The sequence below is a fragment of the Pseudescherichia sp. genome, from assembly GCF_031998825.1.
Classification (GTDB): domain Bacteria; phylum Pseudomonadota; class Gammaproteobacteria; order Enterobacterales; family Enterobacteriaceae; genus Pseudescherichia.
Genome location: NZ_DAMACX010000003.1, coordinates 23,466 through 38,941 on the forward strand (window position 1 = coordinate 23,466; position 15,476 = coordinate 38,941).

The following is a 15,476-nucleotide window of genomic DNA, read 5'->3' on the forward strand; positions in this document are numbered from 1 at the left end:
TCCTATTGATTTAGCCCCGCCTGAGCGGGGCTTTTTTGTGGCACACTGCCGTTATCCCCGCAATTAACAAGGATACGTTGTGAACGGTGAACTGATTTGGGTGCTGTGTTTGCTGGCCATTGCCGTCGTGCTTTTTGCCACCGGCAAGGTGCGCATGGATGCCGTCGCGCTGCTGGTGATTGTCGCCTTCAGCCTGAGCGGTACCCTGACCCTCAGCGAGGCCTTCTCCGGCTTTAGCGATCCCAACGTCATTCTTATCGCCGCCCTGTTTATTATCGGCGACGGCCTGGTGCGTACCGGGGTCGCCACCAGCATGGGGGCCTGGCTGGTGAACGTGGCGGGCAGCAGCGAAATCAAAATGCTGGTTCTGCTGATGCTTACCGTCGCCGGGCTGGGGGCCTTTATGAGCTCCACCGGGGTGGTCGCCATCTTTATTCCCGTGGTGCTCAGCGTCTCAATGCGGATGCAGATCTCCCCGTCGCGCCTGATGATGCCCCTCAGCTTTGCCGGACTCATCAGCGGCATGATGACGTTGGTGGCCACGCCGCCTAACCTGGTGGTCAACAGCGAGCTGCTGCGCGAAGGGCTGCCGGGCTTCGGCTTCTTTAGCGTCACCCCGCTGGGGATCGCTATTCTGCTGCTGGGCGTCATCTATATGCTGGTGATGCGCTTTGCTCTGAAGAGCGACGGGCAGACGGGGCCGCATGACGGCTGGAAGCGGCGCACCTTCCGCGATCTGATCAAAGAGTATCGTCTGGCGGGGCGCGCCCGGCGGCTGGCTATCCGCCCCGGCTCGCCGATGGTTGGCCAGCGCCTCGACGATCTCAAACTCCGGGAGCGCTACGGCGCCAACGTCATTGGGGTCGAACGCTGGCGTCGTTTTCGCCGGGTGATCGTTAACGTCAACGGCGTATCGGAGTTTCGCGCCGGAGACGTGCTGCTGATCGACATGTCCGCTGCCGAGGTCGATCTGCGGCAGTTTTGCAGCGAGCAGCTGCTGGAGCCGATGATCCTGCGCGGCGAGTACTTTTCCGACCAGGCGCTGGACGTCGGGATGGCGGAGGCGTCGCTGATCCCTGACTCAGAGCTGATCGGCAAAACCGTGCGCGAAATTGGCTTTCGTACCCGCTACGGTCTGAATATGGTGGGCATTAAGCGTGACGGGAGCGCGATTAGCGGGCCGGTGGGGGATGAACCCCTACAGCTCGGGGATATCTTTTTGGTAGTCGGTAACTGGAAATTGATTAGCCAGCTGGCGCAGAAAGGGCGCGATTTTGTGGTGTTGAATATGCCCATCGAGGCCGGGGACGCCTCGCCCGCCCACAGCCAGGCTCCCCACGCCATTTTCTGCCTGCTGCTGATGGTCGCCCTGATGCTAACCGATGAGATCCCCAACCCGGTGGCGGCGATTATCGCCTGCCTGCTGATGGGCAAATTTCGCTGTATTGATGCTGCCAGCGCCTATAAGGCGATCCACTGGCCGAGCATCATTCTTATCGTAGGCATGATGCCGTTCGCCCTGGCGCTACAAAAAACCGGCGGCGTCGATCTGGTGGTGAAGGGACTGATGCAGTTTGGTGGCGGCTATGGACCGTACATGATGCTGCTCTGCCTGTTCATCATGTGCGCCACCATCGGGCTGTTTATCTCGAATACCGCCACGGCGGTGCTGATGGCCCCCATTGCGCTGGCAACGGCCAAATCGATGGGCGTTTCGCCGTACCCCTTTGCCATGATGGTAGCCATGGCAGCGTCGGCGGCCTTTATGACCCCGGTCTCCTCCCCGGTTAACACCCTGGTGCTGGGACCCGGCAACTATACCTTCAGCGATTTCGTAAAGATTGGCGTGCCGTTCACGCTGATTGTGATGGTGGTGTGCGTGGTGCTGATCCCAGTGCTGTTTCCGTTTTGACTTTCCCGCGCCCTATAACGGCGAATCCTGGCTTATCTCATCCAGCGACAGATGGAAGCTCGGCACAAACACTGCCATAAAGTAGTCCATCTCCGGGCTGCGGCGGGCGGCGAGGGTCTTCTCCAGCCGTGACTTCGCCAGCGAGAACTCGTTGTTGCCGGCGGAGAGCTCCTCGAGGCACTTCAGATAGGCGCAGAGGGCATCAGCCTGCTTCACCAGCGACTTCTCCTCTTCGCTGTATTGCTGCTCATCGATCAGCCCGGCAAAAATATCCCGCAGCTCCTCCGGCACCATATCGACCAGCTTCTGCTGGGCGATCTTCTCGATAGCCTTATACTCCTGGGCAATCTGCGAGTTGAAATACTTTACCGGCGTCGGCAGATCGCCGGTCAGCACCTCTGAGGCGTCGTGGTACATGGCCAGCAGGGCAATGCGTTCAGGATTAGCCTCGCCGCCAAACTTGCGGTTTTTAATCGCCGCCAGAGCATGAGCAACCATCGCCACCTGTAAACTATGCTCAGAGACGTTTTCGGTACGCACGTTGCGCATCAGCGGCCAGCGGTTGATCAATTTCAGGCGGGAGAGATGGGCGAAAAAGTGGCTTTGACTCGTACTCATAATGGACCCTGTCAGTAACGGCGCTAAGGATCCATTGTGCGCAGAGAGCAGGGGAAGATGCAAATCTTCCCCTTGATACGCTTACTGATGGTAGCCGGAGAGGAAGCGGCTAAAGCGGTTGATAGACATCTCCAGATCGTCCAGGCGCGGCAGGGTCACAATGCGGACGTGATCCGGCCATGGCCAGTTAAAGGCCGTTCCCTGCACCAGCAGCACTTTCTCCTGCAGCAGGAAATCCAGCACCATCTTCTGGTCGTCATGGATGTTGAAACGCTTGATGTCAATTTTTGGGAACATATAGAGCGCGCCTTTTGGCTTGGTGCAGGTCACGCCGGGGATCTCGTTGATCAGCTCCCAGGCGCGGTTACGCTGCTCATAGAGGCGTCCGCCGGGCACGATAAATTCGCTAATGCTCTGGTAGCCGCCAAGCGCGGTCTGGATAGCGTGCTGGGCCGGCACGTTAGCGCACAGTCGCATGGAGGCCAGCATCTCCAGCCCTTCAATATAGCCTTTGGCGTGCTTCTTAGGCCCGTTAAGTACCATCCAGCCCTGGCGGAAACCGGCCACGCGGTAGGTTTTAGAGAGGCCGTTAAAGGTAATCGTCAGCAGATCAGGGGCCAGCGCGGCGATGGAGTGGTGCTCCGCCTCGTCGTAGAGGATCTTATCGTAGATCTCATCGGCAAAGATAATCAGGTTGTGCTGACGGGCAATTTCCACTATCTCCAGCAGCAGCTCTTTGGAGTAGACTGCGCCGGTGGGGTTGTTCGGGTTGATGATTACGATCCCCCGGGTGCGCGGGGTGATCTTCGCCCGGATATCATCCAGATCCGGGAACCAGTCAGACGATTCATCGCACAGATAGTGCACTGCTTTACCACCGGAGAGCGACACCGCTGCCGTCCACAGCGGGTAGTCCGGGGCCGGAACCAGCATCTCATCGCCGCTGTTCAGCAGCGCCTGCATTGACTGCACAATCAGTTCAGAGACGCCGTTACCGATATAGATATCTTCTACGGTGACGTCGCGCATGCCGCGTGCCTGATAGTGCTGCATAATCGCTTTGCGCGCGCTGTAGAGTCCTTTGGAGTCGCTGTAGCCCTGCGCCGTCGGAAGGTGACGGATAACGTCTACCAGGATCTCATCGGGGGCGTCGAAGCCGAAGGGGGCCGGGTTACCGATGTTGAGCTTCAGTACCTTGTTACCCTCTTCTTCAAGACGTTTTGCCTCTTTCAGAACCGGACCACGGATGTCATAACAGACATTGTCTAATTTGCTGGATTTTTCGATGGGGGACATGAATCGTTGACCTTTTAGCTGTTGGTGCTACTCCCTGCCGTGGAAGTCAGCACGGAACAATGTACTCCCCCGAATGCCAGTTTAGAAGGGTGCACAGAAGAAGATTTTGCCCCTGGCTGCCTGACGCCACCGGTTTTTCTCGCTGCAGATGTGCGGATTAAACTGCTAATAATTTCGACAAAAATATCAATTTTGGCTTAATCTGTTGCCGCATCGCAAAACTACCGCTGTTAACACTGCGCGCAACATTGCTGCCAGACCGTTTTTTGTTATTACCTTAAGCGCTGATGTGCAGAAATGGGGAGAGAGGCGGGGTAAACAGAACTGAGCGTAGAGCGAACGTTAAGTACTATTTAGAACAGATTCTATTATTAATTAATAATTATTTAATACGACACCTTGCGATGATGGGCGATTGTTAATATTAATAGCATCAGGCTTCCCGGTATAACACCATGGGGGTTAAGGTCATCCGCATAGGTACTTATAACTGATGCGGGTATGAGGTAAGATGACCAGCAGAGACTACGGCTAAAAGCGATAATGGTACCCGCGTAATTCTCTGAATGAATATACAATTAATTGATATTAAGAAATTTTTCCCGCTAATCTTCCTGAGATGATTCGGTAAATGATTTTCGATCGCGTTCAGTGATGCAGTAATAGCATGCGGCTTCTGAAAATAATTTACAGTGTAATGCTGTATGTATATATAGAGGTTCGTGAACGTAAGCGAATTATTAGCAACAATCGGTTTTGTGCCGATTGTGCAAACCGCTTCTCAACGGGGATTGCTTAAATCTTTGAACACAGCAAAAGCCGGGGCGCTCGTCAGGAGTACCCTGTAAGTGAAAACATATGATTAATGCAAATCGTCCGATACTCAATCTCGACCTCGATCTGCTGAGAACGTTCGTTGCCGTCGCCGACTTAAACACCTTTGCGGCTGCCGCCGTGGCGGTATGCCGAACGCAATCAGCGGTGAGCCAGCAGATGCAGCGTCTGGAGCAGCTGGTAGGCAAGGAGCTTTTCGTTCGCCATGGTCGGAATAAGTTGTTAACTGAACACGGCATCCAACTGCTGGGCTATGCCCGAAAAATCCTGCGCTTTAATGATGAGGCCTGTAGCTCATTAATGTTTAATAATTTGCAGGGAGTATTAACCGTCGGCGCCTCGGACGACTCTGCGGATACTATTTTGCCGTTTCTGTTAAATCGTATCAGTGCGAGCTATCCCAGACTGGCGCTGGACGTGCGGGTTAAGCGTAACCTCTCCATGGCTGAGATGCTAGCGGCTCAGGAGGTTGATCTTATGGTCACTACCCATCGGCCCCACCAGTTTGAACATCTGACGCTGCGTACTTCGCCAACGCACTGGTATTGTGCGGCAGAGTATGTCCTGCAGAAAGGCGAGACGCTGCCGCTGGTCTTCCTTGACGATCCCAACCCTTTCCGCGACAGCGTGCTCAATACGCTTGATGCTGCCGGTATTCCATGGCGTATGGCCTACGTCGCCTCGACACTCTCGGCGGTGAAGTCGGCGGTCAAGGCCGGGCTGGGTATTACTGCCAGGCCGGTGGAGATGATGAGTGCCGATCTGCGCGTGCTGGGACCGAGAGACGGTCTGCCTGTGCTGGCGGAGACTGAATATCTCCTCTGTCATAATCCGCAAAGCCAGAATGAACTGGCTCAGGTCGTTTTTCAGGCTATGGCGGATTACCAGATGCCCTGGCACTATGGTGCTGCTGCACCTCAGGGGGGAGACAGCTCTTTGATCGTTGAAGGGGACTTTAAGTAGCCGGGGACGTAGGTAACAGGATTGCCTTAAGCAGGTGACATCTCCTGAAAAGCAGAGCCCAAAAAAACAGAGCGGGTCGCTGGTAGCATAAAATTTACCAGCGGCGCGTTTCAAACGTTATTTCCGCACTAATTATCAAGAATCATTTTTTAACGCGTTGTATATCAGCCAGTTAAGCGCGCCCGCCGACATTAAACCCTGCTTTGTATGCTACTATGCATAGCGAAAGTTCATGTTAAAAAACAAGTCTGATTGTTGCCGTTTTTTTGTGTGAATTAACAAAAGCGTGTCGCAGATCAAGAAAATACTCCCATAGAGGGGGAGGAATCCTGCCAAAATCCTGTCAAAATAAGAGGGTACTTTTTGTATCAGCGCACAACGGACACGATTCAACATCGCTAAACGCCCTATAAAAAATGGGTGTTGGTGGAAAAAAAGGCATTTTATGTTAATGAATTGCTACCGCTGTAAACTAATGTGAAGGAACTTTTGTTCTAAGTTGACAAAAGGTTATAGAAAGGAGTAAAAAACCCCATCATTTAGCTGTCTAAGCCGTTTCTAACAGTGAGTGTAAGGTTTTTTTTGTTCCTCCCTTAAACAGTGTGGCGTCCATCTGCCGAGAAGAGCAGAGGTAACGGTGCCACTTTTTGAGTTAAGCAATGCGTATGTCAACATCCACTGAAGTTATTGCTCATCACTGGGCATTCGCGATCTTTCTTATTGTTGCCATTGGCTTATGCTGCCTGATGCTGGTCGGCGGCTGGTTACTGGGCGGGCGCGCCCGCGCGCGGCACAAGAACACGCCTTTTGAATCGGGTATCGATTCGGTCGGCACCGCTCGTCTGCGCCTCTCTGCCAAGTTCTATCTGGTCGCCATGTTCTTCGTCATCTTCGACGTCGAAGCGCTTTACCTGTTTGCATGGTCAACCTCCATTCGTGAAAGCGGCTGGGTTGGCTTTGTTGAGGCTGCAATTTTTATTTTAGTGCTGCTGGCTGGTCTGGTTTATCTGGTGCGTATTGGCGCGCTGGACTGGACGCCCGCGCGTTCACGCCGCGAGCGCTTCAACCCTGAGTCAGGCAATATCACTAACCGTCAACGCTAACAGCGAGGCAATAAGATGGATTACACGCTCACCCGCATCGATCCCAACGGTGAGAACGACCGTTACCCCCTGCAAAAACAGGAGATCGTAACCGACCCCCTCGAGCAAGAAGTTAACCGCAGCGTATTCATGGGCAAGCTCGAAGACGTTATGCACGGTATGGTTAACTGGGGTCGTAAAAACTCTATTTGGCCGTATAACTTCGGTCTCTCCTGCTGCTACGTTGAGATGGTGACCTCCTTTACGGCGGTGCACGACGTGGCACGCTTTGGTGCGGAAGTCCTGCGCGCCTCGCCTCGCCAGGCCGACCTGATGGTGATCGCCGGTACGCCGTTTACCAAAATGGCCCCGGTTATTCAGCGTCTGTACGATCAGATGCTGGAGCCGAAGTGGGTTATCTCCATGGGTGCCTGCGCCAACTCCGGCGGCATGTACGACATCTATTCTGTGGTGCAGGGCGTTGATAAATTCCTCCCGGTTGATGTGTATATCCCGGGCTGCCCGCCGCGTCCGGAAGCCTATATGCAGGCGCTGATGCTGCTTCAGGAGTCGATTGGCAAAGAGCGTCGTCCGCTCTCATGGGTAGTGGGCGACCAGGGCGTCTATCGCGCCAACATGCAGTCAGAGCGCGAGCGCAAACGCGGCGAACGCATTGCTGTTACCAACCTGCGTACGCCGGACGAGATTTAATTTGCGCCTGCGGGCCGTGGAAAACTCCTTCGCATAATAAACTTATAGCGCGAAGCCACGCCCGGCAGTCACCACGGACCCTTTGCAATGGTGAACATTATGACCGACTTAACCGCGCAAGACGCGTTCTGGCAAACCCGGGATCACCTGGATGACCCAGTTATTGGCGAACTGCGCAACCGTTTTGGGCCGGATGCCTTTACCGTTCAGGCGACCCGCACCGGCGTCCCTGTTGTTTGGGTAAAGCGTGAACAGTTACTGGAAGTGGGCGATTTCTTAAAGAAACTGCCGAAGCCTTACGTCATGCTGTACGATCTGCACGGCATGGACGAACGTCTACGCACGCACCGCGACGGGCTCCCCGCCGCGGATTTTTCCGTTTTCTACCACCTGCTCTCTATTGAGCGTAACCGCGACATCATGCTCAAGGTCGCGCTGTCAGAAAACGATCTCAACGTGCCGACCTTTACCAAACTTTTCCCCAACGCCAACTGGTACGAGCGTGAAACCTGGGAGATGTTTGGCATCAATATCGAAGGCCACCCGCATCTGACGCGCATCATGATGCCGCAGACCTGGACCGGCCACCCGCTGCGTAAAGACTACCCGGCGCGCGCCACCGAGTTCGATCCGTTTGAGCTGACCAAAGCCAAGCAGGATCTGGAGATGGAGGCGCTGACCTTCAAGCCGGAAGAGTGGGGCATGAAGCGCAGCACCGCCAACGAGGACTTTATGTTCCTCAACCTCGGCCCGAACCACCCGTCGGCGCACGGTGCGTTCCGTATTATCCTGCAGCTTGATGGCGAAGAGATCGTCGACTGCGTGCCGGATATCGGCTACCACCACCGTGGCGCAGAGAAAATGGGCGAGCGCCAGTCCTGGCACAGCTACATTCCCTACACCGACCGTATCGAATACCTCGGCGGCTGCGTGAACGAGATGCCGTACGTGCTGGCGGTTGAGAAGCTGGCGGGCATCAAAGTGCCAGAGCGCGTCGACGTGATCCGCGTGATGCTCTCCGAGCTGTTCCGTATCAATAGCCACCTGCTCTACATCTCGACCTTTATTCAGGACGTCGGGGCGATGACGCCGGTCTTCTTCGCCTTCACCGATCGCCAGAAAATCTACGATCTGGTTGAGGCCATTACCGGTTTCCGTATGCACCCGGCCTGGTTCCGCATTGGCGGCGTGGCGCACGATCTGCCGCGCGGCTGGGACCGTCTGCTGCGTGAGTTCCTCGAGTGGATGCCGAAGCGTCTGGACTCCTACGAGAAGGCCGCGCTGCGCAACACCATTCTGATTGGCCGTTCGAAGGGCGTTGCCGCCTACGGCGCGAAAGAGGCGCTGGAGTGGGGCACCACCGGGGCTGGCCTGCGCGCCACCGGTATCGACTTCGACGTGCGTAAGGCGCGTCCTTACTCTGGCTATGAAAACTTCGACTTTGAGATCCCAGTCGGCGGCGGCATCAGCGATGCCTACACCCGCGTGATGCTGAAGGTGGAAGAGCTGCGCCAGAGCCTGCGCATTCTTGAGCAGTGCCTCAATAACATGCCGGAAGGCCCGTTCAAGGCGGATCACCCGCTGACGACGCCGCCGCCGAAAGAGCGCACGCTTCAGCATATCGAAACCCTGATCACCCACTTCCTGCAGGTTTCCTGGGGCCCGGTCATGCCGGCCAACGAATCCTTCCAGATGATTGAGGCAACCAAGGGTATCAACAGCTACTACCTGACCAGCGATGGCAGCACCATGAGCTACCGCACCCGCGTGCGTACGCCGAGCTTCCCGCACCTGCAGCAGATCCCTGCAGCGATCCGTGGCAGCCTGGTCTCTGACCTGATTGTCTATCTGGGTAGTATCGATTTTGTTATGTCAGACGTGGACCGCTAATTATGCACGAGAATCAACAACCACAGACCGAGGCTTTTGAGCTGAGTGCGGCAGAGCGTGATGCTATTGAGCACGAGAAGCACCACTACGAAGACCCGCGTGCGGCGTCCATCGAAGCGCTGAAAATCGTTCAGAAGCAGCGTGGCTGGGTGCCGGATGGGGCGATCTACGCCATCGCCGAAGTGCTGGATATTCCGGCCAGCGACGTAGAGGGTGTCGCTACCTTCTATAGCCAGATCTTCCGCCAGCCGGTGGGCCGTCACGTTATCCGCTACTGCGATAGCGTAGTGTGCCATATCACCGGCTACCAGGGCATCCAGGCCGCGATTGAGAAAAAGCTCGATATCAAGCCGGGACAGACCACCTTTGATGGCCGTTTCACCCTGCTGCCGACCTGCTGCCTGGGGAACTGCGACAAGGGTCCAACGATGATGATCGACGACGATACCCATAGCTATCTGACGCCGGAAGCCATCCCTGACCTGCTGGAGCAGTATAAATAATGAAAAACATTATCCTGACTCCTGAAACCCATCCGCTAACCTGGCGTCTGCGTGCAGATAAGCAGCCGGTCTGGCTGGATGAGTACCAGAGCAAAAACGGCTACGCCGGGGCGCGTAAGGCGCTCACCGGCATGGCGCCGGATGAGATCGTTAACGCGGTTAAAGACTCGGGCCTGAAAGGGCGCGGCGGCGCGGGCTTCTCCACCGGTTTGAAGTGGAGCCTGATGCCGAAAGACGAATCCATGAACATCCGTTACCTGCTGTGTAACGCCGATGAGATGGAGCCGGGCACCTATAAAGACCGCCTGCTGATGGAGCAGCTCCCGCACCTGCTGGTGGAGGGGATGCTGATCTCCGCCTTTGCGCTGAAAGCGTACCGGGGCTACATCTTCCTGCGCGGCGAATACATTGAGGCCGCCGAGCGCCTGCGCCGCGCTATCGCCGAAGCGACCGAAGCGGGACTGCTGGGTAAAAACATCCTTGGTACCGGCTTCGACTTCGAGCTGTTTGTCCACACCGGGGCAGGGCGCTACATCTGCGGTGAAGAGACGGCGCTGATTAACTCCCTGGAAGGGCGCCGCGCCAACCCGCGCTCTAAGCCACCGTTCCCGGCAAGTTCCGGGGTGTGGGGCAAGCCGACCTGCGTGAACAACGTTGAAACCCTGTGTAACGTTCCGGCGATCCTCGCCAACGGCGTCGAGTGGTATCAGGGGATCTCAAAAAGCGAAGACAACGGCACCAAGCTGATGGGCTTCTCTGGCCGCGTGAAGAATCCGGGCGTCTGGGAGCTGCCGTTTGGTACTACCGCGCGTGAAATTCTGGAAGACTACGCGGGCGGCATGCGCGATGGCCTGAAGTTCAAGGCCTGGCAGCCAGGCGGCGCGGGAACCGACTTCCTCACCGATGCGCACCTTGATCTGCCGATGGAGTTTGCCAGCATTGGCAAAGCCGGCAGCCGTCTGGGGACCGCGCTGGCGATGGCGGTAGACCACGAAATCAACATGGTATCGCTGGTGCGCAACCTGGAAGAGTTTTTTGCCCGCGAGTCCTGCGGCTGGTGTACGCCTTGTCGCGACGGCCTGCCGTGGAGCGTGAAGATCCTGCGCGCCCTTGAGCGCGGCGAAGGTCAGCCTGGCGATATCGAGACGCTTGAGCAGCTCTGTCGATTCCTGGGTCCGGGTAAAACCTTCTGTGCCCATGCGCCAGGCGCGGTAGAGCCTCTGCAGAGTGCAATAAAATATTTCCGCGAAGAATTCGAAGCAGGCATCAAGCAGCAGTTTAGCAATACCCATCTGATCAACGGTATTCAGCCTAACCTGCTCAAGACGCGCTGGTAATCTAAAAGTTTATTTATTTTGGAAGCATGCTAATGGCTACGATTCATGTAGACGGCAAAGATTACGAGGTCAACGGGGCGGACAACCTGCTACAGGCATGTCTCTCGTTAGGTCTTGATATCCCGTATTTTTGCTGGCATCCGGCGCTGGGAAGCGTCGGCGCTTGCCGCCAGTGTGCGGTGAAGCAGTACCAGAACGCGGAAGATACGCGCGGTCGCCTGGTGATGTCCTGTATGACACCAGCGACGGACAACACCTTTATCTCTATCGACGACGAAGAGGCAAAGCAGTTCCGTGAGAGCGTTGTAGAGTGGCTGATGACCAACCACCCGCACGACTGTCCGGTCTGTGAAGAGGGGGGCAACTGTCACCTGCAGGATATGACCGTGATGACCGGTCATAGCTTCCGCCGCTATCGCTTTACGAAACGCACCCACCGCAACCAGGATCTGGGGCCATTCATCTCCCATGAGATGAACCGCTGCATCGCCTGCTATCGCTGCGTGCGCTACTACAAAGACTACGCTGACGGCACCGATCTTGGCGTTTACGGCGCGCATGACAACGTCTACTTTGGTCGTCCGGAAGATGGCGTGCTGGAGAGCGAGTTCTCCGGCAACCTGGTTGAGATCTGCCCGACCGGCGTCTTTACCGACAAAACGCACTCCGAGCGCTACAACCGTAAGTGGGATATGCAGTTTGCGCCGAGCATCTGCCAGCAGTGCTCCCTGGGCTGTAACACCAGCCCCGGCGAACGCTACGGCGAGCTGCGTCGTATCGAAAACCGCTATAACGGCACCGTTAACCACTACTTCCTCTGCGACCGTGGCCGCTTCGGCTACGGCTACGTGAACCTGAAGGATCGCCCGCGTCAGCCGGTTCAGCGCCGCGGCGACGATCTGATCGCCCTCAACGCCGAGCAGGCGATGCAGGGTGCGGCGGATATTCTGCGCCAGTCGAAGAAAGTGATCGGTATCGGCTCCCCGCGCGCCAGCGTCGAGAGCAACTTTGCCCTGCGTGAGCTGGTGGGTGCCGAGAACTTCTATACCGGCATCGCCAAAGGTGAGCAGGAGCGTCTTGAGCTGGCCCTGAAGGTGCTGCGCGAAGGGGGCATTCATACCCCGGCGCTGCGCGAAATCGAAAGCTACGACGCAGTGCTGATCCTCGGTGAAGACCTCACCCAGACCGGTGCGCGTGCCGCGCTGGCGGTGCGTCAGGCGGTGAAAGGCAAAGCGCGTGAGATGGCCGCGGCCCAGAAAGTGGCCGACTGGCAGATTGCCGCGATCCTTAACATCGGCCAGCGTGCCAAGCATCCGCTGTTCGTAACCAACGTTGACAGCACCCGCCTGGACGATATCGCCGCGTGGACCTACCGCGCGCCGGTAGAGGACCAGGCGCGCTTAGGCTTTGCCATCGCCAACGCGCTGGACGGCTCCGCGCCTGCGGTCGAGGGCATCGATCGCGATCTGCAGAACAAAATTGATGTGATTGTCCAGGCACTGGCCGGGGCGAAAAAACCGCTGATTATCTCCGGCACCAACGCCGGTAGCGCCGAGGTGATCCAGGCGGCAGCGAACGTGGCCAAGGCCCTGAAGGGACGCGGCGCGGACGTGGGCGTAACCATGATTGCCCGGGCGGTCAACAGCGTTGGTCTCGGTATGATCGGCGGCGGCTCTCTTGACGACGCCCTGAGCGAGCTGGAGAGCGGCGCGGCTGATGCCGTGGTGGTGCTGGAGAACGATCTCCATCGTCACGCCTCTGCGGCCCGCGTTGATGCTGCGCTCTCGAAAGCGCCGCTGGTGATGGTTATTGACCATCAGCGCACGGCGATCATGGAGAAAGCGCACCTGGTGCTGTCGGCGGCAAGCTTCGCCGAAAGCGACGGGACGGTGATCAACAACGAAGGCCGCGCCCAGCGCTTCTTCCAGGTTTACGATCCGGCCTACTACGACAGCAGCGCCGTGATGCTGGAGAGCTGGCGCTGGCTGCACTCCCTGCACAGCACCGTACTGAACCGCGAAGTGGACTGGACCCAGCTCGATCACGTGATCGACGCCGCCATTGCCCAGCTGCCGCAGCTGGCCGGTATCAAAGATGCTGCGCCGGACGCCAGCTTCCGCATTCGCGGCCAGAAACTGGCCCGTGAACCGCACCGCTACAGCGGCCGGACGGCAATGCGCGCCAATATCAACGTGCACGAGCCGCGCCAGCCGCAGGATAAAGACACCATGTTTGCCTTCTCAATGGAAGGAAACAACCAGCCGTCCGCACCGCGCTCGCAAATTCCGTTTGCCTGGGCTCCGGGTTGGAACTCACCGCAGGCGTGGAACAAATTCCAGGCCGAAGTGGGTGGCAAACTGCGTCATGGCGATCCGGGCGTGCGCCTGATCGAAGCCTCGGCCAACGGGCTGGCGTATTTCGATCGCGTACCGGCGGGCTTCAAGGCGGAAGAGGGGAAATGGCGCATTGCACCGTACTACCACCTCTTCGGCAGCGACGAGATGTCCCAGCGCTCTCCGGTGTTCCAGACCCGTATGCCGCAGCCGTACATCAAGCTCAACCCGGCAGATGCCGCGAAGCTTGGCGTCAACGCGGGCGCGCAGGTCGCATTCAGCTACGAAGGCCAGACGGTAACCCTGCCGCTGGTGATTGCAGATGGCTTGACAGCAGGGCAGGTGGGCTTGCCGATGGGTATGCCGGGCATCGCACCGGTGCTGGCGGGCGCACGTCTTGAGAACTTGCAGGAGGCACAGCAATGAGTTGGTTAACACCGGAGCTGATTGATATCCTGATCGGCATTCTTAAGGCGTTGGCGATCCTGCTGGTGGTGGTCATCTGCGGCGCGTTCATGAGCTTTGCCGAGCGTCGTCTGCTGGGCCTGTTCCAGAACCGTTACGGACCGAACCGCGTAGGCTGGGGTGGCTCACTCCAGCTGGTGGCGGACATGATCAAGATGTTCTTTAAAGAGGACTGGGTCCCGCGCTTCTCGGATCGCATGATCTATACGCTTGCACCGATGATCGCCTTTACCTCGCTGCTGCTGGCCTTTGCCATTGTGCCGGTCAGCCCGACGTGGGTAGTCGCCGATCTCAACATCGGGATCCTGTTCTTCCTGATGATGGCGGGGCTGACGGTCTACGCGGTGCTGTTTGCTGGTTGGGCGAGTAACAACAAATACTCCCTGCTGGGGGCGATGCGCGCCTCTGCCCAGACGCTGAGCTACGAGGTCTTCCTCGGGCTGTCGCTGATGGGCGTCGTGGCGCAGGCTGGTTCATTCAATATGACCGACATCGTCAACAACCAGACGCACCTGTGGAACATCATTCCCCAGTTCTTTGGTTTCCTCACCTTTGCGATTGCGGGCGTTGCGGTTTGTCACCGTCATCCGTTTGACCAGCCCGAGGCCGAGCAGGAGCTGGCGGACGGTTACCACATTGAATACTCCGGCATGAAGTTCGGCCTGTTCTTTGTGGGGGAGTACGTCGCTATCGTTACCGTGTCCGCGCTGATCGTCACCCTGTTTTTCGGTGGCTGGCACGGCCCGTTCTTACCTCCGTTCGTCTGGTTTGCCCTGAAAACAGCATTCTTCATGATGATGTTCATTTTGATTCGCGCAGCATTACCGCGTCCGCGTTATGACCAGGTGATGTCCTTCGGCTGGAAAGTGTGCCTGCCGCTTACGCTAATCAACCTGCTGGTAACGGCGGCTGTCATTCTGTGGCAGGCGCAATAAGGGATGAAAAGACCATGACCTTAAAAGAGTTAATCGTAGGTTTCGGCACCCAGGTACGCAGTATCTGGATGATCGGCCTGCACGCGTTTGCCAAACGCGAAACCCGTATGTATCCGGAAGAGCCGGTTTATCTGCCGCCGCGCTACCGTGGCCGCATTGTATTAACCCGCGATCCGGACGGCGCCGAGCGCTGCGTTGCCTGTAACCTGTGTGCGGTAGCCTGCCCCGTAGGCTGTATTTCGCTGCAAAAAGCGGAAACCGTCGATGGCCGCTGGTATCCAGAGTTTTTCCGTATCAACTTCTCACGCTGCATCTTCTGCGGCATGTGTGAAGAGGCCTGCCCGACTACCGCAATCCAGCTTACGCCAGACTTCGAGCTGGGCGAGTTCAAGCGTCAGGACCTGGTATACGAAAAAGAGGATCTGCTGATCTCCGGTCCGGGTAAATATCCGGAATATAACTTCTACCGGATGGCAGGTATGGCAATCGACGGCAAAGATAAGGGCGAGGCGGAAAACGAGGCCAAACCTATCGACGTCAAGGGCCTGTTACCGTAAGGAGAGGGGCAATGGAGTTCGCTTTTTATATCTGTGGCCT

The 15,476-nt window shown here is 57.1% G+C and carries 12 protein-coding genes; 10 read left to right on the plus strand and 2 right to left on the minus strand.

The window, feature by feature from the left end:
• Positions 1-79 precede the first annotated feature (79 nt).
• A complete protein-coding gene (locus tag RTP97_RS02080) occupies positions 80-1,912 on the plus strand; it encodes an SLC13 family permease (protein WP_312410429.1) in 1,833 nt (610 codons plus the stop codon).
• Positions 1,913-1,924: 12 nt separating this feature from the next.
• On the opposite strand, the gene yfbR is transcribed toward RTP97_RS02080, so the two are convergent.
• Entirely contained in the window at positions 1,925-2,530 is a 606-nt protein-coding gene (yfbR, locus tag RTP97_RS02085; RefSeq protein ID WP_312410430.1) for a 5'-deoxynucleotidase, read from the minus strand.
• Positions 2,531-2,611: 81 nt separating this feature from the next.
• Positions 2,612-3,826 carry an alanine transaminase AlaA gene (gene alaA, locus RTP97_RS02090; protein ID WP_103819002.1) on the minus strand — a complete coding sequence of 405 codons (1,215 nt, stop codon included), beginning with the start codon at positions 3,824-3,826 and terminating at the stop codon, positions 2,612-2,614.
• An 858-nt stretch (positions 3,827-4,684) separates the two neighbouring features.
• On the opposite strand from alaA, the gene lrhA reads away from it, so the two are divergent.
• From lrhA to nuoI, 9 genes are all read left to right on the plus strand, one after another.
• Positions 4,685-5,623, plus strand: coding sequence for a transcriptional regulator LrhA (gene lrhA / locus RTP97_RS02095; protein WP_312410433.1), 939 nt, complete (start codon positions 4,685-4,687; stop codon positions 5,621-5,623).
• A gap of 659 nt (positions 5,624-6,282) precedes the next feature.
• Positions 6,283-6,726, plus strand: coding sequence for an NADH-quinone oxidoreductase subunit NuoA (gene nuoA, locus RTP97_RS02100; protein ID WP_042389569.1), 444 nt, complete (start codon positions 6,283-6,285; stop codon positions 6,724-6,726).
• Between the two features lie 15 nt (positions 6,727-6,741).
• Positions 6,742-7,416 carry an NADH-quinone oxidoreductase subunit NuoB gene (gene nuoB, locus RTP97_RS02105; protein WP_042389571.1) on the plus strand — a complete coding sequence of 225 codons (675 nt, stop codon included), beginning with the start codon at positions 6,742-6,744 and terminating at the stop codon, positions 7,414-7,416.
• 87 nt (positions 7,417-7,503) lie between these two features.
• On the plus strand, positions 7,504-9,306 hold the full coding sequence (gene nuoC, locus RTP97_RS02110) for an NADH-quinone oxidoreductase subunit C/D (protein WP_312410436.1): 1,803 nt from the start codon (positions 7,504-7,506) through the stop codon (positions 9,304-9,306).
• A gap of 2 nt (positions 9,307-9,308) precedes the next feature.
• The gene (gene nuoE, locus RTP97_RS02115; RefSeq protein WP_042389573.1) at positions 9,309-9,809 is read left to right on the plus strand and encodes an NADH-quinone oxidoreductase subunit NuoE; all 501 of its coding nucleotides are present in this window, start codon (positions 9,309-9,311) and stop codon (positions 9,807-9,809) included.
• Positions 9,809-11,146, plus strand: a complete 1,338-nt coding sequence (nuoF, locus tag RTP97_RS02120; protein WP_154058074.1) for an NADH-quinone oxidoreductase subunit NuoF — start codon at positions 9,809-9,811, stop codon at positions 11,144-11,146. Before nuoE ends, nuoF begins: the two co-directional genes overlap by 1 nt.
• Positions 11,147-11,178: 32 nt before the next feature.
• Positions 11,179-13,905, plus strand: coding sequence for an NADH-quinone oxidoreductase subunit NuoG (gene nuoG, locus RTP97_RS02125; protein ID WP_312410438.1), 2,727 nt, complete (start codon positions 11,179-11,181; stop codon positions 13,903-13,905).
• Positions 13,902-14,879, plus strand: coding sequence for an NADH-quinone oxidoreductase subunit NuoH (gene nuoH / locus RTP97_RS02130; protein ID WP_312410440.1), 978 nt, complete (start codon positions 13,902-13,904; stop codon positions 14,877-14,879). Before nuoG ends, nuoH begins: the two co-directional genes overlap by 4 nt.
• 14 nt (positions 14,880-14,893) lie before the next feature.
• Positions 14,894-15,436 carry an NADH-quinone oxidoreductase subunit NuoI gene (gene nuoI / locus RTP97_RS02135; RefSeq protein WP_042389578.1) on the plus strand — a complete coding sequence of 181 codons (543 nt, stop codon included), beginning with the start codon at positions 14,894-14,896 and terminating at the stop codon, positions 15,434-15,436.
• Positions 15,437-15,476 lie beyond the last annotated feature (40 nt).